The organism is Streptomyces sp. S3(2020) (assembly GCF_013044505.1).
In the GTDB taxonomy this organism is placed as follows: Bacteria; Actinomycetota; Actinomycetes; order Streptomycetales; family Streptomycetaceae; genus Streptomyces.
In genome coordinates this window covers 25,958-50,012 of sequence record NZ_JABERD010000010.1, presented here as the reverse complement: position 1 = coordinate 50,012, position 24,055 = coordinate 25,958, and the positions used below count along the sequence as shown (strand labels likewise).

At 71.5% G+C, this 24,055-nt stretch carries 22 protein-coding genes; 11 read left to right on the top strand and 11 right to left on the bottom strand.

The genetic code is table 11. The features are described from left to right. The first annotated feature begins 35 nt into the window (after positions 1-35). Positions 36-980 carry a helix-turn-helix domain-containing protein gene (locus HLK59_RS05640; RefSeq protein ID WP_171140103.1) on the top strand — a complete coding sequence of 315 codons (945 nt, stop codon included), beginning with the start codon at positions 36-38 and terminating at the stop codon, positions 978-980. Here HLK59_RS05640 and HLK59_RS05635 read toward each other — a convergent pair. Beyond that, a complete protein-coding gene (locus HLK59_RS05635) occupies positions 972-2,687 on the bottom strand; it encodes an IlvD/Edd family dehydratase (RefSeq protein WP_206326809.1) in 1,716 nt (571 codons plus the stop codon). The genes HLK59_RS05640 and HLK59_RS05635 overlap by 9 nt on opposite strands. A 47-nt stretch (positions 2,688-2,734) precedes the next feature. On the opposite strand from HLK59_RS05635, the gene HLK59_RS05630 reads away from it, so the two are divergent. The 7 genes from HLK59_RS05630 to HLK59_RS05600 all read left to right on the top strand — a co-directional run bounded on the left by HLK59_RS05630 (position 2,735) and on the right by HLK59_RS05600 (position 9,701). Beyond that, a complete protein-coding gene (locus tag HLK59_RS05630) occupies positions 2,735-3,550 on the top strand; it encodes an IclR family transcriptional regulator (RefSeq protein WP_171140102.1) in 816 nt (271 codons plus the stop codon). Between the two features lie 27 nt (positions 3,551-3,577). Continuing rightward, a complete protein-coding gene (locus HLK59_RS05625; RefSeq protein ID WP_171140101.1) occupies positions 3,578-4,438 on the top strand; it encodes a fumarylacetoacetate hydrolase family protein in 861 nt (286 codons plus the stop codon). A 10-nt stretch (positions 4,439-4,448) separates the two neighbouring features. After that, entirely contained in the window at positions 4,449-5,468 is a 1,020-nt protein-coding gene (locus tag HLK59_RS05620; protein WP_171140100.1) for an alcohol dehydrogenase catalytic domain-containing protein, read from the top strand. Between the two features lie 187 nt (positions 5,469-5,655). After that, positions 5,656-6,381 carry a response regulator transcription factor gene (locus HLK59_RS05615; protein ID WP_171140099.1) on the top strand — a complete coding sequence of 242 codons (726 nt, stop codon included), beginning with the start codon at positions 5,656-5,658 and terminating at the stop codon, positions 6,379-6,381. Then, positions 6,378-7,862 carry an ATP-binding protein gene (locus tag HLK59_RS05610; RefSeq protein ID WP_171140098.1) on the top strand — a complete coding sequence of 495 codons (1,485 nt, stop codon included), beginning with the start codon at positions 6,378-6,380 and terminating at the stop codon, positions 7,860-7,862. The genes HLK59_RS05615 and HLK59_RS05610 overlap by 4 nt, the downstream gene beginning before the upstream one ends. 166 nt (positions 7,863-8,028) lie before the next feature. After that, positions 8,029-9,366 (top strand): DUF3500 domain-containing protein, encoded by a 1,338-nt coding sequence (locus HLK59_RS05605; protein WP_171140097.1) that lies wholly within the window; start codon positions 8,029-8,031, stop codon positions 9,364-9,366. A gap of 167 nt (positions 9,367-9,533) precedes the next feature. Further along, positions 9,534-9,701 carry a hypothetical protein gene (locus tag HLK59_RS05600; protein ID WP_171140066.1) on the top strand — a complete coding sequence of 56 codons (168 nt, stop codon included), beginning with the start codon at positions 9,534-9,536 and terminating at the stop codon, positions 9,699-9,701. Between the two features lie 8 nt (positions 9,702-9,709). Here the strand turns inward: HLK59_RS05600 and HLK59_RS05595 are convergent, their stop codons facing one another. After that, on the bottom strand, positions 9,710-10,423 hold the full coding sequence (locus HLK59_RS05595; RefSeq protein WP_346779654.1) for a gamma-glutamyl-gamma-aminobutyrate hydrolase family protein: 714 nt from the start codon (positions 10,421-10,423) through the stop codon (positions 9,710-9,712). Continuing rightward, positions 10,420-11,910: an aldehyde dehydrogenase gene (locus tag HLK59_RS05590; RefSeq protein WP_171140096.1), complete on the bottom strand. Its 1,491-nt coding sequence runs from the start codon at positions 11,908-11,910 to the stop codon at positions 10,420-10,422. Before HLK59_RS05590 ends, HLK59_RS05595 begins: the two co-directional genes overlap by 4 nt. Positions 11,911-12,022: 112 nt before the next feature. On the opposite strand from HLK59_RS05590, the gene HLK59_RS05585 reads away from it, so the two are divergent. Then, complete coding sequence (locus HLK59_RS05585; protein ID WP_206326808.1) at positions 12,023-12,736, top strand: type 1 glutamine amidotransferase; 714 nt, start codon at positions 12,023-12,025, stop codon at positions 12,734-12,736. Positions 12,737-13,209: 473 nt separating this feature from the next. Here HLK59_RS05585 and HLK59_RS05580 read toward each other — a convergent pair whose 3' ends face one another. From HLK59_RS05580 to HLK59_RS05545, 8 genes are all read right to left on the bottom strand, one after another. After that, the gene (locus HLK59_RS05580) at positions 13,210-14,667 is read right to left on the bottom strand and encodes an APC family permease (protein ID WP_171140095.1); all 1,458 of its coding nucleotides are present in this window, start codon (positions 14,665-14,667) and stop codon (positions 13,210-13,212) included. Positions 14,668-14,837: 170 nt separating this feature from the next. After that, positions 14,838-15,455: a TetR family transcriptional regulator gene (locus HLK59_RS05575; RefSeq protein WP_171140094.1), complete on the bottom strand. Its 618-nt coding sequence runs from the start codon at positions 15,453-15,455 to the stop codon at positions 14,838-14,840. Between the two features lie 37 nt (positions 15,456-15,492). Then, a complete protein-coding gene (locus HLK59_RS05570; protein ID WP_171140093.1) occupies positions 15,493-16,338 on the bottom strand; it encodes a fumarylacetoacetate hydrolase family protein in 846 nt (281 codons plus the stop codon). A gap of 10 nt (positions 16,339-16,348) precedes the next feature. Continuing rightward, positions 16,349-17,275 carry a 3,4-dihydroxyphenylacetate 2,3-dioxygenase gene (locus HLK59_RS05565; RefSeq protein WP_171140092.1) on the bottom strand — a complete coding sequence of 309 codons (927 nt, stop codon included), beginning with the start codon at positions 17,273-17,275 and terminating at the stop codon, positions 16,349-16,351. Further along, on the bottom strand, positions 17,268-18,728 hold the full coding sequence (locus HLK59_RS05560; RefSeq protein WP_171140091.1) for an aldehyde dehydrogenase: 1,461 nt from the start codon (positions 18,726-18,728) through the stop codon (positions 17,268-17,270). The genes HLK59_RS05565 and HLK59_RS05560 overlap by 8 nt, the downstream gene beginning before the upstream one ends. Before the next feature lie 98 nt (positions 18,729-18,826). Next, complete coding sequence (locus HLK59_RS05555; protein WP_171140090.1) at positions 18,827-19,639, bottom strand: acetoacetate decarboxylase family protein; 813 nt, start codon at positions 19,637-19,639, stop codon at positions 18,827-18,829. An 11-nt stretch (positions 19,640-19,650) separates the two neighbouring features. Next, a complete protein-coding gene (locus HLK59_RS05550) occupies positions 19,651-20,865 on the bottom strand; it encodes an FAD-dependent oxidoreductase (protein ID WP_171140089.1) in 1,215 nt (404 codons plus the stop codon). A gap of 4 nt (positions 20,866-20,869) precedes the next feature. Continuing rightward, positions 20,870-21,058 carry a ferredoxin gene (locus tag HLK59_RS05545; RefSeq protein ID WP_171140088.1) on the bottom strand — a complete coding sequence of 63 codons (189 nt, stop codon included), beginning with the start codon at positions 21,056-21,058 and terminating at the stop codon, positions 20,870-20,872. Positions 21,059-21,351: 293 nt separating this feature from the next. Between HLK59_RS05545 and HLK59_RS05540 the strand changes: the two genes are divergently transcribed. Then, the gene (locus HLK59_RS05540; RefSeq protein ID WP_171140087.1) at positions 21,352-22,719 is read left to right on the top strand and encodes a glutamine synthetase family protein; all 1,368 of its coding nucleotides are present in this window, start codon (positions 21,352-21,354) and stop codon (positions 22,717-22,719) included. A gap of 16 nt (positions 22,720-22,735) precedes the next feature. Beyond that, positions 22,736-24,019, top strand: a complete 1,284-nt coding sequence (locus tag HLK59_RS05535) for a cytochrome P450 (protein WP_171140086.1) — start codon at positions 22,736-22,738, stop codon at positions 24,017-24,019. The last annotated feature ends 36 nt before the right edge of the window (positions 24,020-24,055 follow it).

Below are 24,055 nucleotides of genomic sequence, written 5' to 3'. Positions count from 1 at the left end.
GTGTCTGGAACGACGAGCCCCGTACACTTTCGGACATGACCACTGTCGCTCTGGCCGTGACCGACGGGATGCTGCACTTCGAGCTGTCCATGGCCTACGAGGTGTTCGGCTCCGTCCCGGACCGTGTGACCGTCCCCTGGTACGACGTCGTCGTCTGTGGGGTGCGGGCCGTCCGGGTCGGCCGTTTCCTCCTGGAGCCCGACCACGGGTTCGAGCATCTCGCCCGCGCCGACACCGTGATCGTCCCCGGCTGGGCGGATGTGGACGTGGATCCGCCCGCCGAGCTGGTCGACGCGGTGCGCGCGGCCCACGAGGCCGGGGCGCGGGTGGCCTCCCTGTGCACCGGGGCGTTCGTGCTGGCCGCCGCCGGTCTGCTGGACGGGAAGCGGGCGACCACGCACTGGGCGCACACCGAGGCGCTGTCCGCCGGCTATCCGGAGGTGGAGGTCGACCCGGATGTGCTCTACGTCGACAACGGCAGCGTGCTCACCTCCGCCGGCAAGGCCGCCGCGATGGATCTGTGCCTGCACCTCGTCCGGCAGGACCACGGCTCGGCCGTCGCCAACGTCGTCGCCCGCCGGCTGGTGGTGCCACCGCACCGGGCGGGCGGCCAGGCGCAGTTCGTCGCGGCCCCGGTGCCGACCCGTGACGAGCATCCGCTCGGCGGGCTGCTCCCCTGGGTCCTGGAGCGGCTCGACCAGCCGCTGGGCGTGGAGGACCTGGCCCGTCAGGCGCGGATGAGCTCACGTCACCTGGGCCGCCGGTTCAGGGAGACGACCGGCACCACCCCGCTCCAGTGGCTGCTGACCCAACGCATCCGCCGCGCCCAGGAGTTGCTGGAGGCCACCGACGACAGCGTCGACGCCATCGCGACGGCCACCGGCATGGGCACCGCCACGACCCTGCGCCGGCACTTCAACCGCACGGTCGGCGTGCCCCCGGACGCCTATCGCCGCACCTTCCGCGCACGCTCAATGTGACTCACGGCTGACCTCGGACCCGCTGGAACCGACGAGGAAGTCGAGGTCGGCTCCGGTGTCCGCCTGGAGGACGTGGTCGACGTAGAGCCGCTCCCAGCCGCGTCGGGGTGCGGCGAAGCCGTCGATGGTGGCCTGGTCGGGCTTGCGGTGGGCGAGTTCGTCGTCCGGTACGTCGATGTCGATCCGGCGGGCTTCGACGTCGAGGGTGATGAAGTCGCCCGTGCGCACCAGGCCCAGCGGTCCGCCGGCCGCGGCTTCGGGGGCCACGTGCAGGACGACCGTGCCGTACGCCGTGCCGCTCATCCTGCCGTCGCAGACTCGGACCATGTCGCGTACGCCCTGTTCGAGGAGCTTCTTCGGCAGCGGCATGTTGGAGACCTCGGGCATGCCCGGATAGCCCTTGGGTCCGCAGCCGCGCAGGACGAGGACGGAGTCGGCGTCGACGTCCAGGTCGGGGTCGTCGACGCGGGCGTGGAAGTCCTCGACGGAGTCGAAGACGACGGCCCGGCCACGATGACGCAGCAGGTGCGGTGAGGCGGCGGCGGGTTTGACGAGGGCGCCGTCGGGCGCGAGGTTGCCGCGCAGGACGGCGATTCCGCCCTCGGCGACGAGGGGTTCCGCGCGGGGGCGGATGACGTCGGCGTCCCAGACGGTGGCGTCGTCGAGGAAGCCGACCAGGGGTTCGCCGGTGACGGTCAGCGCGTCGGGGTCGAGCAGGTCGCGGACCTCGCGCAGGACGGCGAGGAGGCCTCCGGCGCGGTGGAGGTCCTCCATGAGGAAGCGGCCGGCGGGCTGGAGGTCCACCAGGACGGGGACGCGGGAGCCGATGCGGTCGAAGTCGTCGAGGGTCAGATCAATGCCCGACCGGCCCGCGATCGCCAGGAGATGGACGACCGCGTTGGTCGAGCCGCCGATGGCGGCCAGTGCCACGATCGCGTTGTGGAAGGAGCCCTTGGTCAGGAAGGTGCCCGGCCGCCGGTCGGCGGCGACCATGTCCACGGCCAGCCGTCCGGTGTGGTGCGCGGCCTCCAGGAGCCGGCTGTCGGGGGCGGGGGTGCCGGCCGTGCCGGGCAGTACCGTGCCCAGCGCCTCGGCGACCAGGGCCATCGTCGACGCGGTGCCCATGGTGTTGCAGTGTCCGCGGCTGCGGATCATGGAGGACTCGGAGCGGGTGAACTGCTCCTGGGAGAGTGTGCCCGCCCGGACCTCCTCCGACAGCTGCCACACCCCGGTGCCGCAGCCCAGCAGGCCGCCGCGGAAGGTGCCGTTGAGCATCGGACCGCCGGGGACCACGACCGCGGGCAGATCCACCGAGGCGGCGGCCATGAGCAGCGACGGGATCGTCTTGTCGCAGCCGCCCAACAGGACGACACCGTCCAGGGGGTTGGCCCGCAGCATCTCCTCGGTGGCCATCGCGGCCATGTTGCGCCAGAGCATCGCGGTGGGCCGTACGTTCGTCTCGCCGAGCGACACGACCGGCAGGTCCAGGGGGATGCCGCCCGCCTCGTAGACGCCGTTGCGCACCGAGGCCGCGACCTCGTCGAGGTGTGCGTTGCAGGGGGTGAGGTCCGAGGCGGTGTTGGCGATGGCAATCTGGGGCCGCCCGGTGAAGGCGTCGGCGGGTACGCCCCGGCGCATCCACGCCCGGTGGATGTAGCCGTTGCGGTCCTGACCCGCGTACCACTGTGCGCTGCGGAGCCTCACCATGGGGTCCCTTCCAATAGTCGGTACGTCGGTCTACTGTTCGGAACGCGATGAAGCCTACGCAGACGTACGACGGACCGACAGACCCCGGCACGGACGGTGCGACCGGTGTCGACGGCGGCCGGCTCGTGGGTTCGGACCGGGTGCTCGCGGTCCTCAAGGAGCTCGCCCGGTATCCCGGGGGCGTGGGCCTTGAGGAGCTGACCCGTGCGATCGGGAGCCCCAAGCCGACCGTGCACCGGGCGCTGGGGGCGCTGCGCCGGGCGGGGTTGGCCGACCAGGACGTACGCGGCCGTTATGTGCTCGGGGACGAGTTCCTGCGCATGGCGTTCGCGCACCATGAGGCGAGGCCCGATCATGTCCGGGTCCGTCCCGTGCTGGACGCGCTGGCACGCCGGTTCGGTGAGACGGCGCATTACGCGGTGCTCGACGGCCATGAGGTCGTCTACCGCGCCAAGGTCGACCCGCCCTCCGGTGCCGTCCGGCTGACGTCGACGATCGGCGGGCGCAACCCTGCCCACACCACGGCCGTCGGAAAGCTGCTGCTGGCCCGGGAGTTGACGTCCCTGGCGGAGGTCGAGGCATGGGTCGGGGACGCGGGCCCGCAACGCCGTACGCCACGGAGTCTGTGCGCGGCGGACGCTCTGCACGGTGAGCTCGCGGTCACGCGGGAGCGCGGGTACGGCGTCGACGACCAGGAGAACGAGACCGGGGTCAACTGCCTTGCCCTGCCGGTGTTTCTCACCTCCCCGACCGCGCCTTCCGGAGCCGTGAGCATCAGCGCGCTGGCCTACCGGACGCCGCTCGCCTCCCTGGTCGACGCGCTCGACGAGATCCGCGCCCTGCTGACCGAGCCGAACAGCTGAAGCCCCTTCCCCCCTGGAGACAGCCCCGTGTACCTCATGCGCATCGGTGCCCCCGGCGCCGAGAAGCCCGTCGCCCGCGTCGACGACGAGACGTACGTCGACCTCTCCGACGTCGTCACCGACTTCGACGAGGCGTTCTTCGGTTCGGGCGGCCTGGACCGCGTGCGCCCGCTGGTGGCCGCGCGGACGGCGGCGGGGCAGGTGTCCCGTTTCGCCGGGGAGCGCGTCGGCGCGCCCATCGCCCGTCCGCACCAGATCCTGTGCATCGGGCTTAACTACCGTGACCACGCCGCCGAGAGCGGCATGGCCGTGCCCGACGAGCCGATCCTGTTCACCAAGTCGCCGAACACACTGGTCGGGCCCCACGACGACGTGCGCATCCCGCGCGGTGCCGGCAAGACCGACTGGGAGGTGGAGCTCGGCATCGTGATCGGCCGGCGTACGAGCTACCTGGATTCGGTGGCGGAGGCCCGTGACGCCATCGCCGGGTATGTGGTCGTCAACGACGTCAGCGAGCGCGGCTTCCAGCTGGAGCGCGGCGGGCAGTGGGCCAAGGGCAAGTCCGCGGAGACCTTCAACCCGGCGGGTCCGTGGCTGGCCACGGCGGACGAGATCGACGACGTCCTCGCGCTGGACATGTGGCTGGACGTCAACGGGGTGCGGCGGCAGACCGGCAGCACCAAGACGATGGTCTTCGACCCGTACGTCATCGTGCACTACCTGAGCCAGTTCCTGGTCCTGGAGCCCGGCGACCTCATCAACACCGGCACCCCGCCCGGCGTGGGCATGGGGCTCACCCCGCCCGTGTATCTGTCGCCGGGTGACGTGATGGAGCTGGGCATCACGCGGCTCGGCGCGCAGCGCCAGCATGTCCTCGGGCCCCGGTGAGCGGCTCCCGATGCGCGCTTTCGTACTGACCGGCCCCGGCGGCTACGAGGTCCGGGACGTCCCGGCGCCGGTGGCCGGACCCGGTGAGGTCGTCGTCGACGTCGAGCGGGTCGGCGTGTGCGGTACCGACGTGGAGTTCTTCACCGGGGAGATGGCCTATCTCCATCAGGGGCACTCCGCGTATCCCATGCGGCTGGGGCACGAGTGGTCCGGGCGTGTGGCCGCGGTCGGTGACGGTGTGGATCCCGACTGGTGCGGGCGCCGGGTGATGGGCGACACGATGCTCGGCTGCGGCACCTGCCGCCGCTGTCTGCGGGGCGATCAGCATGTGTGCGAGCAGCGGCAGGAGGTCGGCATCCGCGGTGCCCGGGCCGGGGCGCTGGCGGAGCAACTCGCCGTGCCGGCCTCCTCGTTGCACGCCCTGCCCGACTCCGTCGACGCGGAGCTCGGTGCGCTGGTGGAGCCGGGCGGGAACGCCCTGCGCGCGGCACGGGCCGCCGCGCCGCGTCCCGGCGACCGTACGCTGGTGCTGGGACCGGGGACGATCGGGCTGCTGGTCGCGATGTTCCTGCGGGCGGCCGGTGCCGAGGTGCATCTGATGGGCGCCACGGACGCCTCCCTCGCGTTCGCCCGGGCGCTGGGCTTCGAGCACGTATGGACGGAACGGTCCTTGCCCGGCCTGCCGTTCGACTCGGTCGTGGACGCCTCGACCGCGCCCCATCTCCCCAACCGTGCCCTGGAGTTGGTCGAACCGGCCGGCCGTGTCGTCTACATCGGGCTGGCCGGCGAACCCGCCCGGCTCGACCACCGCACGCTCCTCCTCAAGGACGTGACGGCGGTGGGCGTCCTGTCCGCCTCCCCCGGTCTCGCCACGACGATCCAGGCCTACGCCGACGGATCGGTGGACCCCAGACCGCTCGTCGCCGCCACCGTGGGGCTCGACGAGGTCGGGCCGGTGCTCGCCGGTGAGCGTCCGGCGGGCGCGGGACCGGGTCCGAAGATCCACGTGGACCCTCGACTCGGGCGGTGAGGGCCGGCGGGCCGGGGTTCGTCGGCCCCGATCCCGGTCCCGCGGCACACGTGTGCGTCTCTTTCATGGCTCCGGCCGGGCGAGGCCCGGAGCGCACCCCGGCGCGCCCCTCCCCTCCCCTCCCGCACATGGCACGCCCTCAGGTCGCTCACATCCCACCCACAGCCGCCTGCGGAAGGGTCGGGGCATGTCCGGCTCCTCCGCAACCCGCCACGGCACGGTCCGCGTGCTCATCGTCGACGACGAGCCCGAGCTCACCGAGTTGCTGTCCGCGGCGGTGACCGAGGCCGGATGGCGGCCGTTCGCGGCGTGGGACGGCCGTGGCGCGCTGCGGATCGCACGGGACTGCTCCCCGCACCTCGTCGTCCTGGACGGGATGCTGCCCGACGTGGACGGGGTCGACGTCCTGCGCAGGCTCAGGAGCGAGAACGCCCGGCTGCCCGTGCTGATGCTCACCGCCCGCGATGCCCTGGAGCACCGCATCGACGGACTGTCGGCGGGTGCGGACGACTACGTGACCAAGCCGTTCTCCCTGGAGGAGGTCATGCTGCGGCTGCGGGGCCTGCTGCGCCGTGTCCGCCCCGATGACGCGTCCGAACAGGACGAGGTGCTGGTGCTGGGCGACCTCGTGCTGGCCGAGAGGAGCCGCGAGGTGCGTCGGGGCGGGACGCCTGTCCCGCTCACGGCCAAGGAGTTCGACCTGCTGGCCTTCCTCATGAGCCACCCGCACCAGGTGCTGAGCAAGACGCAGATACTCGACCACGTCTGGAACTCCTCGTTCGACGGCGAGGGCAACCTGGTCGAGGTGTATGTGTACAGCCTCCGCTCCAAGATCGACAAGGGCCGTACGCCGATGATCCACACCGTGCGCGGTGTCGGCTACGCGATCAGGGCCGCGGACGACGGGGCATGAGGCGACCTCGACGCGGCGCTCGGCTGCCCCGCCCGCGTCTGGGACGGCGCTCGCTGCGGGTGCGCCTGGTGGTGTTCATCTCCGTGGCCATGGTCGCCGTGTGCGCGGCCATGGCCCTCACGACGGTGTTCGTCCAACGCGTCTATCTGCTCGGGGATCTGGACCAACGCGTCACCGACGCCGCCGAACGCAGCCAGGGCGGCCTCCAGCGACGCACGGGCGGCGCGACGGACCTCGGCTTCCTCAACGAGCGCGGACAGCCGACCGGGACGCTCGCGGCCCGCTTCAGCGACGGCCAGGTCATCGCCGCCGAGGTCGTGACCCCCGACGGCCGCCAGCAGGTCCTCACCGCCGCCCAGCGCGCCGCCCTCGACGGCATCACGACGGACGGCTCTCTGCACACGCGCACCGTCCCCGGGCTCGGCACGTACCGCGTGACCGCGATCGGCGGCGACGGGGTGCCCGTGCTGGCCGGACTCCCCATGCACGACGTGCAGCGCATGATCGACGGCCTGGTCGTCGTGGAGGCCGGGATCGCCTCCGCCGGGCTGGCCGCCGCGGCGGGTGCCGCGACCGTGGTCGTACGACGCCAGCTGCGCCCCCTGGGCCGGGTCGCCGCCACCGCGGCGGAGGTCGCCCGGGTACCGCTGGACCGCGGTGAGGTCACGGGGCTCACCCGCGTGCCGACCGCGGACACCGATCCCGGCACCGAGACCGGCCAGGTCGGTGTCGGGCTCAACCGCCTGATCGACCATGTGGAGTCCTCGCTCGCCGAACGCCAGCGCACCGAGGACCGGATGCGGCGCTTCCTCGCCGACGCCAGCCATGAGCTGCGTACACCGCTCGCCTCGATCGCGGGCTACGCCGAGTTCATGAGGAGCGGGACGCGCACGATGGCACCGGAGTTGGCCTGGGACCGGGTCGCCGCGCAGTCGGCCCGGATGACCGGGCTCGTCGAGGATCTGCTGCTGCTCGCCCGGCTCGACGAGGGTCGGCCCCTGCGGTCGGACGAGGTGAACCTCGCGACGCTGGTCGCCGAGGCGGTGTGGGACGCGCGGGCCGCGGGCGCCGAGCACGACTGGCAGCTGGCGTTGCGCCTCGACGGCGGCCGGGCGGCCGTGTCCGGCGACGCCTCACGGCTGCACCAGGTGGTGGCCAACCTGCTGGCCAACGCCCGTCTGCACACCCCTCCGGGCACGAAGATCACCGTGGTCGTGGAGGCCACGGACACGCACTGCGTGGTCCGCGTGCGGGACGACGGTCCCGGCATCCCGCCCGCTCTCCTGCCCTCGGTCTTCGAACGCTTCACCCGGGCCGACGCCTCCCGCTCCCGTGTCCCCGGCCGGGAGGGCGGCACGGGGCTGGGCCTGGCCATCGCCGCGGCGATCACCGAGGCGCACGAGGGCCGCCTCGACGTGGCGAGCGAGCCCGGCCGCACCGAGTTCTCGGTGACGCTCCCCGCGCACGGCCGCGAACTCTAAGCGTCCCCACATATTCGCAGTTCAGAAGGGATCCCTGCGCCCTTCGGCGGCTTCCTCCCGGCCGCCCGCGCGGCCTGTTTCAGCTCGGACTCAGTTCGCTCCCCCACAGTGATCAACGGGCGGCCGTCCGGCGGGGACGTGCCGACGACGAAGGGAATCAGCGACGATGACCGAGCTCGACACCGGTGAGCCCACGGCCCGGGAGCCGCAGTCCGAAGCCGGCCGCCGTGCTCACGCGAGCCGCCGTAACTTCATGCGCAAGGTCTTCTTCGCCAGCGGCGCGACGGCCGTCGCCACGATGGGCGGCGCCGGGGCCTGGGCCGCGCTGGCCGACGACACCACCGGCACCGCGGACGCCACGGCCAGTGCCTCGCCGAGCGGTGCCCCCAGCGGCGGCCCGGGCGGCGGCACCGGCGGTCCCGGCAACCAGTCGATCACCGAGGACTTCTTCGGTCTCACCACCGACGGCAAGCGGATCGACGACCTCTTCACGATCCACTCCACGAAGGTGGCCACCGCTGCGGTGATCTCGGCCGCGAACGCGTTCCTGGCCGGGCTCACCGACACCCAGAAGTCCTCGACGCAGTTCACGGTGCACTCCACCGAGTGGCGGCTGTGGAGCAACATCGACTCCTACGAACGCCAGGGCGTCTCCCTCGCCGATCTGACGGATGATCAGCAGGCGCTGGGCACCGCCCTGTTGAAGGCCGCGCTGAGCGCCGACGGTCTGGAGACCACGGAGAAGATCCGGAAGATCAACCAGGCGGCCGGCGAGGCGATCGGCAACACCACCGCCTTCAACGAGGACGCCTACTACTGGACGGTGATGGGCACCCCGTCCGCGACCGAGCCCTGGGGCTTCCAGTTCGACGGCCACCACCTGGTCGTCAACTACTTCGTGCTCGGCGACCAGGTGGTCATGAGCCCCTGCTTCTGGGGTTCGGAGCCGACCTCGATGGAGATCGACGGCGAGACGGTGACGGTCTGCCACGAGGAGGTCGTCGCGAGCCTCGCCTTCGTCAACTCCCTGACCGAGGCGCAGCAGAAGGTCGCCATCGAGTCCTCGACCAAGTCGAACGAGTCCATGAAGGCGGGCGCGTTCTCCGACAACACGGTCCAGGCGTACACGGGCCTGCGCGGCAACGCCCTCAGCGGCGCGCAGCGGACGAAGCTCCTCGGCATCGCGCAGGCCTTCGTCGGCCGCGCCAAGGCCGACGCCGCCAAGGTCACCCTGGCCGAGATCCGCAAGCACCTCTCCGACACCTACGTCACCTGGGCCGGCGGCACCGGCGACGACGACGCCTTCTACGTCCGCGTGCACAGCCCGGTGGTGTGGATCGAGGTGGACTGCCAGGCACCGGGCCCGCTGCGCGGCGCCTACGGCGGCACCGAGGGCACCCCCACCCAGATGCACGTCCACTCCGTCATCCGCACCCCGAACGGCAACGACTACGGAAAGGAGCTCCTCAGGCAGCACTACCTGACGTCGCCGCATCACCAGTGACGCGCACGGCGTGAACATCCCGTCATGGTGAAGGGCCGCACCCGTCGCGGGGTGCGGCCCTTCGCAGTGCGCGACCGAGCACCGCCGCGGACGGTAAGGGCACCCCGGCCGCGGGGCCGCCTCCACAGCCATGCCTGCGGCCGCGCCGCAGATCAGGAGATCACCCCATGACCGCTCGACACCCCGTCCCCTACGACGCCTTCGTACGGCTCGCCCGCGCCGACCCCGCCGTCATCGGCCTGGTCCTCAAGGGCTCCCGCGCCCAAGTCGTGCTCGACCGGACGGCCGGCGGCATCGCGCGCGTCGGGTCGGCGGCCCGGCAGGCCGGCCGCTGAGCCCGAGGTCAGGCACGGGCGGCTCGTACAAGGGCGTCGAAGAGGCCCTGTTGGGTGGGGTCCTCGTGGGCGGTGTCCTCGGGGTGCCATTGGACGGCGGTGAACCAGCCCTGGGCGCCGGGGAGTTCGAGGCCTTCCACGGTGTGGTCGGCGGCGCGTGCGGTGATCGCCAGTCCCGTGCCGAGGCGGTCGACGCGCTGGTGGTGGTAGCAGGACGCCTCGACCTTCTGCGCCCTGGTGGCCCGCTCCAGCAGGGTGCCCCGCTGGACGGCCACCGGGTGCACGACGTGGCGGTGTTCGCCGTCGGGGCCGCCCATGTCCTGCTCCAGGGTGCCGCCGAGGGCGACGTTGACGACCTGGAGGCCACGGCAGACCGCCAGCAGGGGCAGGCCCGAGCGCACCGCGTGCCGGGCGACTTCGAGGTCGAAGGCGTCCTGTACCTCGTCCACGTCGTAGACGCTGTCGTGGACTCCTGGCGCCCCGTAGCGGTGCGGGGCGAGGTCGCCGCCGCCGGGGAGCAGGACGCCGTCGAAGCGGGCGAGGCGCTCGGTGACGTCCGTGGCGGCGGGGTGGATGCCCGCCGGTTCGCCGCCGGCCCGCCAGACGGCCTCGATGAGGGCGCGGGCGTTGACCTCGGCGGCGTACCGCAGGGCGGAGGTGGTGGCGGAGAAGCGGGCGGGGATCGCTATCAGGGGGCGCGCGGGCCTGCTCGTACGGCTCACAGCTGGATCCAGGTGGTCTTCAGTTCGGTGTACTTCTCGATGGCGTGGGCGGACTTGTCGCGGCCGTTGCCGGACTGCTTCATGCCGCCGAAGGGGACGGTCAGGTCGCCCTCCTCGTAGCAGTTGACCCAGACCGTGCCGGCCTTCAGCGCGCGGGAGACCTGGTGGGCCGTGGACAGGTCGGAGGTCCACAGCCCGGCCGCGAGGCCGTACTCGGTGGCGTTGGCCATGCGTACCGCCTCGTCCAGGTCGTCGAAGGTGAGGACGGAGAGCACCGGGCCGAAGATCTCCTCACGGGCCAGCCGCATGCCGGGGTCGACGCCGTCGAAGACGGTCGGCTGGAGGTAGCTGCCGCCGGTGTCGGCCCGTGTGCGTTCGCCCCCCGCGCGCAGCCGGGCGCCTTCCTCGACGCCGGTGGCGATGTGGTCGAGGACGCGCTCCAGGTGGCGCACGCCCACCAGCGCGCCCATCTCGGTGACCGGGTCGAGCGGGTCGCCGACCCGCAGTTCCCGGGCCCGGGCCACGATCGCCTCGGTGACGCGCTCGGCGATCGAGGAGTGCACCAGCAGCCGGGACGGGGCGGTGCACATCTCGCCCTGGTTGAAGAAGATGCCCCAGGCCGCGGTGGCGGCGGCCTTCTCCAGGTCGGGGGCGTCGGGAAGGATGATGTTGGGTGACTTGCCGCCGAGTTCGAGCCAGACGCGCTTGAGGTTGGAGTCGGCGGCGTAGTGCAGGAAGTGGCGGCCGACCGCGGTGGAGCCGGTGAAGGCGAGGACGTCGATGTCGGGGTGGAGGCCGAGGGCGCGGCCGGTGACGGGGCCTTCGCCGTTGACGACGTTGAGCACGCCGGGCGGCAGTCCGGCCTCGGCCGCGATCCGGGCCAGCAGCAGCGCGGAGAGCGGGGAGTTCTCCGAGGGCTTCAGGACGACCGTGCAGCCGGCCGCGAGCGCCGGGGCCACCTTCCAGCCGGCCAGTGTGAGCGGGAAGTTCCAGGGCACGACCGCGCCGACGACACCGGCCGGCTCCCGGGTGACCAGGGCGAGGGCGTCCGGCGCTGTGTGCGGGGACTCGTCGGTCAGCTTGCCCGCCAGTTCCCCGTACCAGCGGAAGGTGTTGATGACGGCACGCAGTTCGATGTCGTGGGCGTCGGTGACGGGCTTGCCCATCTCCAGGCTGACGGTGAGGGCCAGTTCCTCGCGGCGCTCCTGGAGCAGGTCGGCGATCCGGATCAGGGTCCGGCCCCGCTCGGCGGGTGCCAGGCGCGGCCACGGTCCGGTGTCGAAGGCGCGGCGGGCGGCGGCGACGGCCGCGTCCACCTCGGCGGTGCCGGCGTCGGCGACCTGGGTCAGGACCTGGCCGTCGCGGGGCGAGACGGCGGCGAAGACCGCCCCCGATCCGGCCTCGTCGGCGCCGTCGATGTGATGCGCGCCGGACAGGTCCAGGGACTTGGCGCGACGCTGCCACTCCTCGTGGGTGATGGCCGGCATGCGGAGACCTCCAGAGTGATTATTTGAATCCAAACGATATGATGGCCGCGGAGCCTCCACAAGGGCTCACGGGATCGATCCGGCAGGTCCGCGAGGACCGGGTAAGGAGCACATGGTGCGCGCACTCGTCGTCCGGCACGAGCACGTCACGGAACCCGGAGAGGTCGGCGCGCGACTGGCCGGGCGCGGCTACGACCTCACGGTCCTGACCGTCGTACCGGAATCGCGGTATCACGCTCCGGATGTGCCCTTCGACTTTCCCGACGCGGGCGACTGGGACCTGATCGTGTCCCTGGGCGCGCCGTGGTCGGTGTACGACGAGGACTCCATAGGCAGCTGGATCGGCGGCGAGCTCGCCCTGCTGCGCAAGGCTCACCACCTCGGTGTCCCGGTGCTCGGCATCTGCTTCGGCGCGCAGGCGCTGACCACCGCGCTCGGGGGTTCGGTCGAGGCGTCGCCGCGTCCGGAGATCGGCTGGGTGGAGGTGGAGACGGACGATCCCTCCCTGGTGGGGCGCGGCCCCTGGTTCCAGTGGCACTACGACCGCTGTCTGCTGCCGCCGGGAGCCGTGGAGGTGGCCCGCAATCCCGTGTGCGCGCAGGCGTTCCGGGTCGGACGCAGTCTGGGGGTGCAGTTCCATCCGGAGATCACCACCGGGACGGTGCGTGGCTGGCTGGACAACGGCGGCGCCGAGCAGTGCGTACAGCACGGGGTGGACCCGGAGGAACTCCTGGCCCGGAGCCGGGCGCTGGAGCCGGCCGCCCGGGCGGACGCCCGACGGCTGGTCGACGGCTTCCTCGACCGGGTGGCGGGTACGGCCGACTGAGGTCGCACGGGAGACCGTGGACCGGGCGCAGGCGGCTGAGGCCGGACTGGCGACCGTGGACCGGGCACGACCGGCCCAGGTCTGCCGGGGGCCGTACATCGAATGCGCCGGCCTGAGGTCCACCACGGTCCGAGAATCGAGTGCGTCCGGCTGACGCCCACCCACGGACCAAGGCCTGGCCGCGACCGGCCGCGACCCACCCACAGACCCGGACCAGACACGACCGACCGAGATCCACCCGCCGACCACGCACCAGACACGACCGACCGAGATCCACCCACGGACCCAGAACCGAGTACGGCCCCCTGACGCCCACCCGCAGACCGAGACCTGGACACGACCGACCGCGGCCTACCCACAGACCCCGGACCAGGCGCGACCGGTCGAGATCTGCCCGCGGGCCGTGGATCGGGTGCGGCCGGGCCGGCTCCTGGGGAGGGGGGTCGGGCCGGCCGCACCGCGGGGTGGTGGTCTCAGGCCGCGGGTGTGGCCCTGTCGCGGGTCACGCGGGCGGCGACGACACCGAGGACCAGGACCGCGGGGACGGCGAGTTCCAGCCAGGTCGCCGTGGTCGAGTCACCGCCGATGAGGGTCGTGAAGTTGGCCAGGATCAGCCAGATCGCACCGGCGATGCCGAGCGCGCCCAGCACGGGGGCGATCAGCGTGTTCCAGGGGCGGGTGTCCAGCCGCTCGCGGCGGAAGAACACGATCACCGACACGGAGGTCAGGAAGTACAGGAGCATGATCGCCAGCACGGCCACCCCGCTGAACCACGAGAACAGGGTCAGCACCGGGTCCTTGCCCAGCAGGGCGAAGGGCATGACGAACAGCACGGCGAGAACGGTCTGCACACCGCCCGCCGCCCACGGGGAGTGCCGGCGGTTGGTCGCGCAGAGCCTGCGGGGCAGCAGACCGTCGCGGCCGAGGGAGAACAGGTAGCGGTTGGCGGAGTTGTGGAAGGCGAGGATGCCGGCGAACAGGGAGGTAGCCAGCAGGATCGGCCCGACGTCCCCGACCCAGTCGCCGAACTGCGCGGTGATCGGCGCGAAGACCCAGCCGGTGGCGTCCCCGCTCTCCAGCGCCTTGCCCGCCTCGGCCGTGGCCTGGGAGGCACCGTGGGCGGAGACCAGCATCCACGAGGTGAAGGCGAAGAATCCGCTGACCACGACGACGGAGAGATACGTGGCCCGCGGCACGGTCCTGCGGGGCTCGCGCGCCTCCTCGCCGTAGATGGCGGTGGCCTCGAAGCCGAACATGGACGCCACGGCGAACATCAGGGCCACACCCGGCGCCCCCTGGAGCGCCGCGCTCGGCGAGAAGCTGTCCGTGAAGCCCAGCCCCTCGGGGCCGCCGCCCTTGAAGAGGGTGACCAGGGCGAAGGCGATCAGGATGCTGAACTCGGCCAGCACGAACACGGCCAGCAGCTTGGCGCCCATCTCGATCCCGGCCGCGCCGAGGACCTGGACGATCACCATGGTGACCAGGACCCACACCCACCACGCGACGTTCAGGCCGGTGTAGTGGTCGACCAGACCGCTGACGATGGAGCCGTACAGCCCGTACATCGCGGCCTGGATCGCACAGTAGGCGAACAGCGCGACCCCGGCGCTGCCGGAGCCCGCGGGACGGCCGAGCCCCTTGCCGATGTACGTGTAGAAGGCGCCGGCGTCCACGACATGGCGCCCCATGGCGACGAAGCCGACCGAGAACAGCAGGACCACGACACCGGCCCCGACGTAGGCGGCGGGCACCCCCGCGCCGTTGCCGATGGCCACGGCGATGGGCACGGCGCCGGCGATGCCGGTCAGCGGCGCCTGCGCGGAGAGGACGAAGAAGAGGATGCCCAGCACACCGAGGGAGTTGGGCTTGAGTCGGCCTGCGGTGGGCTCGTCCTGCACGGTCTGTTGTGACCGGACCGTTTGACTGTCCACACGGATCACCTGCCAGAAAGGGGGAGAGTCGGATTGTTTCGAGCCAAACGAGTTGCCTCATAGTGGTGCGGAACTATCCACCTGGCAAGGGGGTGGGAGATGATTTTTCCGCAACGAAACAAGGTCCCGGACGCGGCACGTCCGGGACCTCGGAAAGTACGGCTCGCCGGCTAGCCGTCGGCCTTGCCGCCATCCGCTTCCAGCAGCCGCAGCAGGTTGCGCAGCTCCTCCAGGGCGGCGTCGGTGACCTCGGGCTCGTCGAAGACGAGCTGGTGCAGCACCAGCCCGTCGAGCGCGGCGAAGACCAGCCGGGTCAGCGCCTTGTCCGCGCCGGACGGCAGCATGCGGCCGAGTTCACGCTGTGTGGCGTCGAAGTACTCGTCGTACAGCGCCCGCAACTGCGGCAGCAGCTCCGGCCGACGGCGGGATTCCAGCAGCAGCTCGTACTGGAACGCCTGGGTGCCGGGATCCGCCGTGACCATCCGGGACAGCCCGATCGAGAAGTCCGCGACCTTGCCGGTGCCCGGCTCCAGGTCGCTGGTGTTCAACGAGGTACGGATCGTGTGGGCGAGGGCCTCCTCGATCAGCGCGTCACGCGACCCGAAGTGGTGCACGACGAGCCCGTGGGTGACCCCCGCCTCCTCCGCGACGGCCCGGTAGGTGAGCTTGCGCAGCCCGCCCCGTGCCACCACCCGCACGGCGGCGTTGAGCAGGGCCTCGCGCCCCTCGCCGTAGTGCGGACGCTTGCGTGCCCTTCGGCTCTTCGGGGCGTCGGCGGAATCGGTCATGCGGGTGACCCTACCTGCACACTTGCGCGCCGGAACCTCACCTCCGGGGCGGGCGGACGCCACGGAACTCCCAGTCGCCGCCGAGCGCGGTGGACAGCACCTCCTCGGACTCGGTGGGCTGGGCGCCGACGTCGGCGCGGACCGGGGTGGGGCCGGTGACGATGTGGTTGGTGAGCCTGCCGAGTCCCTCCACCTCCACCTCCACCACGTCACCGGGCCGTACCGGACGGGAGTTGGCCGGGGTGCCCGACAGCAGCACGTCGCCGGGGTACAGGGTGATGGTGCGGGCGATGTCGGCGACGAGATAGTGCATGTCCCACTTCATCTCGTCGGTCGAACCGTCCTGCACCACCTCGCCGTTGACGTACGTGCGCAGGCTCTTGCCGTGGAAGTCCCAGTCGGTGACGAGGCCCGGGCCGAGCGGGCAGAGGGTGTCCGAGCCCTTCACCCGCAGCATCGACCCCGCGTCGGTGTCGCGGAAGTCGTGCAGGCCGTAGTCGTTGGCGACGGTGTAGCCCGCGATGTACTCCCCCGCCTCGGCCGGGGAGATGTTCCGCGCGGTCCTCCCGATGACGATGGCGACCTCGCCCTCGTAGTTGAGCCACTTGCACCCCTCGGGGCGGACGACGGCGCCCTTGTGGGAGTTGAGGGCCGAGGTCGGCTTGTGGAAGTACGTGGGAGTGTCGGGCAGGTCGATCCGGAACTCGTCGACGCGGCTCTGGTGGTTGAGGTGGACGGCGATGACCTTGGACGGGACGACCGGCGGCAGGTGCTGCGCCTCGTCGATCTTGACGCGGCGGCCGTCCCCGGCGACGAGTTCGTCCCCGTCGACAGTGACCTGGACGGCGGCGCCGTCGAGGAGGATGCGGCGGTATTCGGGCATGACAGGGCTCCTAGATGCGACTGTGAGGGGTACGGGGAGCGGGCGGACCTTCGCCGGTCCAGCCGTCGGCGGGGCGGTCGAACCACAGATGCACCTGGCCGGTGCCGATGGAGTTCTCGTACTCCCCGTACTGGCGGGCCTTGGCGACGCAGCGCTGCTCGCCGAGGGCGCCGGCCATCATCAGGTAGTGGAAGAACTTCGCCTCGGGCTTGTACTTCCAGAACGCGTCCATGGTGTCGAGGACCTTGTCGTGGCGGCCCTCCTTGAACCACGCGATGCGCTCGAAGTCCGCCTCGCGCGCCTCGGGCGTGAAGATGTGCGCCGGGTCGCTGGACTCGTGGTCCCGCAGTTCGCGCAGCGGCCAGAAGGTGTGCGACAGCGCACCCGAGGCGATCACCAGCACCCGGCGCCCCGGGGTGGCGGCGATACCGTCGGCGAGCGCACGCCCCAGCCGCAGATGGTCCTCCATGTCGCCGGTCTGGCACACCCCGATGGTCACCCACCGCTTGTCCGCCAGCCCCTCCCCCAGGAACTTCCAGAGGTTGATGGTGGCGTAGTAGATCGGCAGGTAGTCGTCCTCGATCGCGGTGATCCAGGTGCCGTGCTTGTCGGCGAACCTCTCGATGTTGCGGGCGAGTTCGGGGTCTCCGGGGAAGTCGTAGGGCATCCTGCACATGCCGCGCGGCAGTTCCTCGGAGGTGAAGAGCCCGGCCCTGCGCTGCTGGGCGGTGACGACGAACTCGACGGTCGTGGCCCAGTGCGAGTCGAGGACGACGACGGTGTCGTAGTCCTCGCGCTCGAAGACGTCCCGACGAAGCTGCCGAAGCCCGGTGACAAGGGTGATCTCCCTGCCCTCGTTGAGCTCCAGCCGGTCCTCCTCGGGGAGCACGATGGTGGGGACGTGGGCCAGGAGGCCCGCCCCGACGATCTCACCCATGGTTGGTCCATCCGTTCGGTGCGGTGACCGTGTTCTTGAGGTCGCAGTAGAAGTCGAAGCTCCACGTGCCGCCCTCCCGGCCGACACCGGAGTGGCGGGAGCCGCCGAAGGGTGCCTGGAGGTCGCGCACGAAGAAGCAGTTGACCCACACCGTGCCCGCCACGAGCCGCGCGGTGACGCGTGCGGCGCGTTCGGGGTCGCCGGTGGCGACGGTGGCGGCCAGCCCGAAGCGGGTGTCGTTGGCGAGGCGGACCGCTTCGTCCTCGTCGCCGAAGGTCTGGAGGGTCAGGACCGGCCCGAAGACCTCCTCCTGGACGACTTCGCTGTCCTGGGCGACATCGGTGAGCAGGGTCGGCGCGTAGTACTGCCCGTCCCCCGGGTGCCCTCCGACGACCGCCCGTGCCCCGGCCGCGATGGCCCGCCGCACGAAGCCGTCGATCTTCTCCAGCTGCCGGGGATGGATGTTGGGCCCGATGTCGGTGCTCTCGTCACGAGGGTCACCCTGCTGGAGGCGGCTCACCTTGTCGACAAATCGCTGAGTGAACTCCTCGGCGACCGACTCCTCGACGAGGAACCGGGTGGCAGCGAGACAGACCTGCCCCGCGTTGTCGTACTGCTCCACCGCGAGGTCCACGGCGAGGTCGAGGTCGGCGTCCGCGAACACCAGCAGCGGTGACTTGCCGCCGAGTTCGAGGCTGAGCGGGGTGAGGTTGGCCGCCGCCGACCCGGCGATCCGCTGGGCGGTCGGCACCGAGCCGGTGAAGCTGATCCGCCGCACGTCCGGGTGCGAGGTGAGCGCGTCGCCGATCTCGGAGCCGTACCCCTGGACGACGTTCAGCACCCCGGCGGGCAGCCCCGCCTCGGCGGCGATGTCGGCCAGCAGCGACGCGGTCAGCGGGGTCCACTCGGCGGGCTTGAGGATGACGGTGTTACCGGCCGCGAGAGCCGGCGCGACCTTCCATGTCGCCAGCATCAGGGGCGCGTTCCACGGCGTGATCAGCACGGAGGGCCCCGCCGGGTCCCAGCTCACCTGGTTGGTGTGCCCGCGCGTCTCGAAGTCCTCGTGGTCCAGCTTCAGCAACCAGTCAGCGAAGAACCGGAAGTTGTGCGCCACCCGGGGCATCACACCCCGCCGGTGCGAGCGCAGCAGGGCGCCGTTGTCGGTGGTCTCGACGATGGCGAGCTCTTCGATCCGCTTCTCGACGCCGTCGGCGACGGCATGGAGTATGCGGGCGCGCTCGGCGCGGGAGGTGGCGGCCCAGGCGGGAAACGCTGCCTTGGCGGCGGCGACGGCCGCACCGGCCTCGGCGGGTCCGCCCCGGGCGATCTCACCGATCGTGCTGCCGTCGATCGGCGACACATCGGTGAACGTTCCGGCGGAGGCGACGCGCTCGCCACCGATCCAGTGCCGGGTGTCGACGGACACGCCGGCGACCACGATTTTGTCAGGCATGAGAAGGGTTCCTTTTCAGACGAGGGGGTAGCGCCCCCACCCAGGGGCGCGGGGAACTGCGCGACCAGCCACGACGAGCCCGCGGCCGACGAGGGACCTCACCCGGCAGCCGCTTCCGACGTGCCGACCTCCAACAGCCGCCCCCCGTCCCAGACCACCCCGACCTGCCGGTAGTACGCGGCGATCGGCTCCCGAATCTCCAGCCGCGCCAGTTCCTCGGTGGGCGCCTCGAAGAGCTCCAACTCCGCGTCACCGACCCACGCCTGCCCGCCCTCGACCGACGAGGCCCCGGACTCGATCAGCTCGTCGAGCGCAAGCCCCTTCCCCTTCTCGATCGACGGCAGCCACCGGTGATGGGCCATGGGGTGCGCGTTGACGAACCCGTTGCTCGCCGAAGGCTCCCGCAGCGTCACCACCGTCTGCGCCAACCGCCGGTCCGCCGCGGCGAGCGTCGCCCCGAACCGCGCCCCCGCCTCGATCCGGGGAGCGGGCCCGTACGGATGCGGCCGCGTCTGGTGGATGGACCCGAGCTTCTTCGGATACCCCTGGTGCAGCCCGCGGGCGATGGCGAAGTCCTTGTCGACCCAGATGTAGACGCAGCGCGTGTAGGTCTGTCCCTTGTACTTGCACCGGACGACCGCGAAGGCCTCCTTGTACTGGGAGAGCACGGGGTCCAGCAGCTCGCCCCCGGCCTCGGAGCACGACTGCCAGTCGGCCCAGATCAGGGCGACCGCACCCGGATCCTCGTCGGCCAACTCCAGTGGTTCGGGCAGCAGTTCACGCACCCGGGCCGGATCGGTCCGGTACTCCACGGTGAGCAGGTCACCGGAGTACCGCCATGGCGGCGACGGGATCAGCGACGAGGTACCGCCGGCGGTCTTGGGAAAGAAGTAACCACGGACTGAGGACATGAGGGGGTTCCTTACGCGGTGAGGGCGGGCTGCTTGAGCAGTTGGGCGCGGTACCGGGCGGCGCCCGTCGCGGCGCGGTGGCCGCCGAGCGCCACGACGCCGGCCAGTCGGCCGTCCCTGTGGTAGCCGACCAGCACATCGCCGTCCGGCTCGCCGTCCAGCACACGGACGTCGTCGAGGCCGAGCACGGGCGCCCCGAAGGACTGGAGCCGGAAGTCGTGCTGGTCGCTCCAGAAGGTGGGCAGTGGCGCGAAGGGCGCCAAGTCGGCCTGGACGCCGGTCAGATGCGCGGCCAGTGCCCTCGCCGCGTGCTTGGCCGTGTCCGTCGGGATCGACCAGTGCTCGACGCGGCGGGGCACCCCGTCGTAGCGAGCGTTGGGAAAGCGGGCGACATCGCCGACCGCGACGACCTCCGGCCGCCCTCCGACGCGCAGTTGCTCGCAGGTGAGGACGCCGTCGGAGAGGTCGAGGCCGTTGCCCTCCAGCCACTCCACGTTGGCGACCGACCCGACCGATTCGACCACCACGTCGGCGGGCAGCACGGTCCCGTCGCCCAGCACGACTCCCGTGACCCGGTCCTCGCCTTCGAACCCGGCGACCGCGGCGCCCAGTGCGAAGCGCACACCGCGCTCCTCGTGCCGCTTCAGCAGAGCCCGGCCGAGGAGTTCACCGAGGGGTCCGACCATGGGCAGGGGCAGCGGATCGACGACGGTCACCTCGCGCACGCCGAGTCCTACGGCGGTGGCGGCGACCTCGCAGCCGATGAAGCCGGCGCCGACCACGACCACGCGGGCGCCGGGGCGGGTCAGCTCGTCCCGGAGGTCCTGGGCGTCGGCGAGGGTGCGGACGGTGTGGCGGCCGGTGCGCGGGCCGGGGCAGCGCAGGCGCCGGGGGCGCATACCGGTGGCGACGACGAGTCCGTCGTAGGGGAGGGTCGAGCCGTCGTCGAGTGCGACGGTCCGTTCGGCGAGCCGGGCGGAGACGACGCCGGTGCCGAGGCGCCACTCCACGTCGGCGGCGGCCGGCTTCGGGGTGAAGGCCAGGGACTCGAAGGGGGCTGTGCCGGCGAGTACCTCCTTGGACAGGGGAGGCCGGTTGTAGGGCATGTGGGGTTCGTCGCCGACGACGGTGATCGTGCCGGTCCAGCCCGCCGCGCGCAGCTGTTCGGCGGCGCGCAGGCCGCCCATCGAACCGCCCGCGACGACGATGCGCCCAGTCGCGGTCATGGGCTCAGCCCTCGATCCGGATGGCCTGGAGCGGGCACACGTCGGCGGCTTCCTCGACCTCGTCGCGCAGGGCGTCGTCGGGGTCGGAGACGTACAGCAGATGTCCGTCGTCGTCCAGCGAGAAGACGTCCGGGGCGGCGAAGACGCACTGGCCGTGGTCCTGGCACTTGTTCATGTCGACGACGACCTTCATGGCGGTCCTCCTGGGGATGGAGGGCCCGGCCGATGGCGGCCGGGCCCTGGGCCAAAGGGGTGCGGGAACCACTGGGGCCCGCACCCCTGACTCGTTTGGCTTCAAACAACATAGGAAGCCGCTCGACCCTGGTCAATAGCTGTCCAGATGGATAAATTTTTCGGGCCGACCCCTTGCGGGCCGAGACACCGCTTCATATCGTTCGGAGCCAAACGACCCGCCGGGTCCGCCGCCCCTTCCCGCGGCCCGGCCCGCTCTTCCCCACGCCACCCCATCCGCCTGAGGAGACATCGGTGAGCGCATCCGACACCCCAGAGATCCGCCGGCACATGGAACGGCTCGCCGCCGAGGGCGTCGACGTGGTCCGGGTGGTCTACCCCGACCTGATCGGCACCGACCGCGCCCGTGACGTGCTCCTTGACCATCTGCCGACGGCCTGCGAGCACGGTCTGGCCTTCTGCCGCGCCGTGTACCACACCACCCCGCAAGGCGATGTGGTCCCGGTCGCGGGCGGGCTGGACGCCGGTCTGCCGGACGTGCACGTACGCCCCGACCTGTCGACGCTGGCCGTGCTGCCCTGGGAACCCGGGGTCGCCGCCTGTCTCGGCGAGGTCATCGACCCGGCCACCTCGGCTCCCGCCCCCGAGTCACCGCGCGACCTGCTGCGCACCGTCCTGGCACGGTGTGCCGAGCAGGGTCTGCGCCCGGTCGTCGGCCCGGAACTGGAGTATTTCCTGCTGGAGCCCGCCCCCGGTACCCCCACCGGCTGGCGCCGCTCGCCGGAGACCACCGGCGCCGTCTACACCGCCGGTCTGCGCTCCGACCCCGACAACCACCTGTTGCGCACCCTGCGCCTGCTGCGCGACCTCGGCCTCGGGGTCGTCACCGGCAACCACGAGTTCGACGGCGGCCAGTACGAGATCAACCTGACCCACTCCGGGGCCCTGGACGCCGCCGACCGCGCCTTCCGCTTCAAGGCCGCCGTCAAGGAGCTGGCCCGCAAGGAGGGCAACCTGGCCACCTTCATGGCCAAGCCCTTCGGTGACGCCGGCGGTTCCGGCTTCCATCTGCACCTTTCCTGCGAGACCTCCGACGACGACGGCGGCACGCGCAACGCCTTCGACGATCCGGCGGGCGCGTACGGCCTCTCGGCCACGGCCCGGCACGCCCTCGCGGGCATCCTCGCCCACGCCCCCGCACTGGCGGCCCTGGCCAACCCGACGGTGAACTCGTACAAACGCTTCGGCCCGGACACCCTCGCGCCCTGGCTGATCGACTGGGGGCTCGACAACCGCAGCGCCATGCTCCGCATCCCGCCGGAGCGCGGCTCCGGTGCCCGCCTGGAGCTGCGGCTCGGTGACGCGAGCGCCAACCCGTACCTGCTGATCGCGGGCACCATCGCCGCCGCCCTGCTCGGGGTCCGGGCGGCCGAGGAGCCGCCGGCCCCGCTGGAGGGCTACGGCTACGACACCGACCGGTCGGCCCTGCTGCCCTCGACGCTGAGCGGTGCCCTGGACGCGCTGGAGGCGGACACCGCCCTGTCCGACGTCCTCGGCAAGGAGTTCACCGCCTCCTACCTGACCTACAAGCGCAACGAGGTCGAACGCTTCCAACGGCACGTCACCGACTGGGAGTTCACCGAGTACGCCTACCACCTGTGACGCCGAGGAGCCACCGATGACCGAGATCCTGACCCCTGCCGTGCACGAGCCGATGCCCCTGTCGGACATCGACCTGGCCGACCTCGACAACTTCACCGACGGGGTCACCCCCTGGCGGATGTTCCACACCCTGCGCCACGAGGACCCGGTGCACTGGCAGCCCGAGGAGGCCCCCAACTCCGGCTTCTGGGCCGTGACCCGGCATGCGGACATCGCCACCGTCGACCGCGACGCGGAGACCTTCACCTCGACCCGGTTCGTCAACCTCGAAGAGGTCGACGACGACCAGATCAAGAAGCGCGCCTCCATCCTGGAGATGGACGGTGTCCGCCACCGCGCCCTGCGCAGTGTGATCCAGCGGCAGTTCGGCGCGAGCGTCATCAACAGCTACGGCGACTTCCTGCGCGGGCTGACGGCGAAGACCCTGGACGCGGCTCTCGCCAAGGGCACGTTCGACTTCGTCGCCGATGTCGCCGCGGACTTCCCGATCAACGTGCTGGCCCGTCTCCTGGACGTGCCGCCGGAGGACAACCAGCAGCTCATCGACTGGGGCAACCGCATCATCGGCAACACCGACCCCGACTACGCGGACGTGCTGCTGCACAGCGCGGAGAGCGAGAAGTACCGCGATCTGCCGTTCCGCTCCCCCGCGTCCATCGAAGTCTTCGAGTACGGCCGTGAGCTGGCGCGGCAGCGGCGCGGCGGTGACGGCCAGGACCTGGTGTCGAAGCTCGTCAACACCGTCCCGCGTGACGGGATCCCGCTGTCCGCGCAGGACTTCGACAACTACTTCCTGCTGCTGGTGGTGGCCGGCAACGAGACCACCCGGCACACCATCTCCCACTCCATGCTGGCCCTGCTGCAACACCCCGAGCAGCTCGCCAGGTTGAAGGAGGACCCGTCCCTGATCCCCACGGCGGTGGAGGAGTTCCTGCGCTGGGCCTCCCCGGTCTACCACTTCCGCCGCACCGCGACCCGGGACGTCGAACTCGGCGGCAAGCGGATCAAGGAGGGCGACAAGGTCGTCATGTGGTACGCCTCCGGCAACCGCGACGAGGCGGTCTTCGCCGACCCCTACGCCCTCGACGTCACCCGGCAGCACAACGACCACGTCACCTTCGGCAAGGGCAGTCCCCACCTGTGCCTGGGCAACCTGCTGGCCCGCACCGAGATCCGCATCATGTTCGAGGAGCTCATCCCGAGGATCGCCGACATCAGACTGACCGGCGCCGTCCCCCGCGTCCGCTCCAACTTCGTCAACGGCATCAAGAAACTCCCGGTCGAGGTCACCTTGGCCTGAGACCGCGCAGCAGCCCACGTGGGAGTGCACATCAGC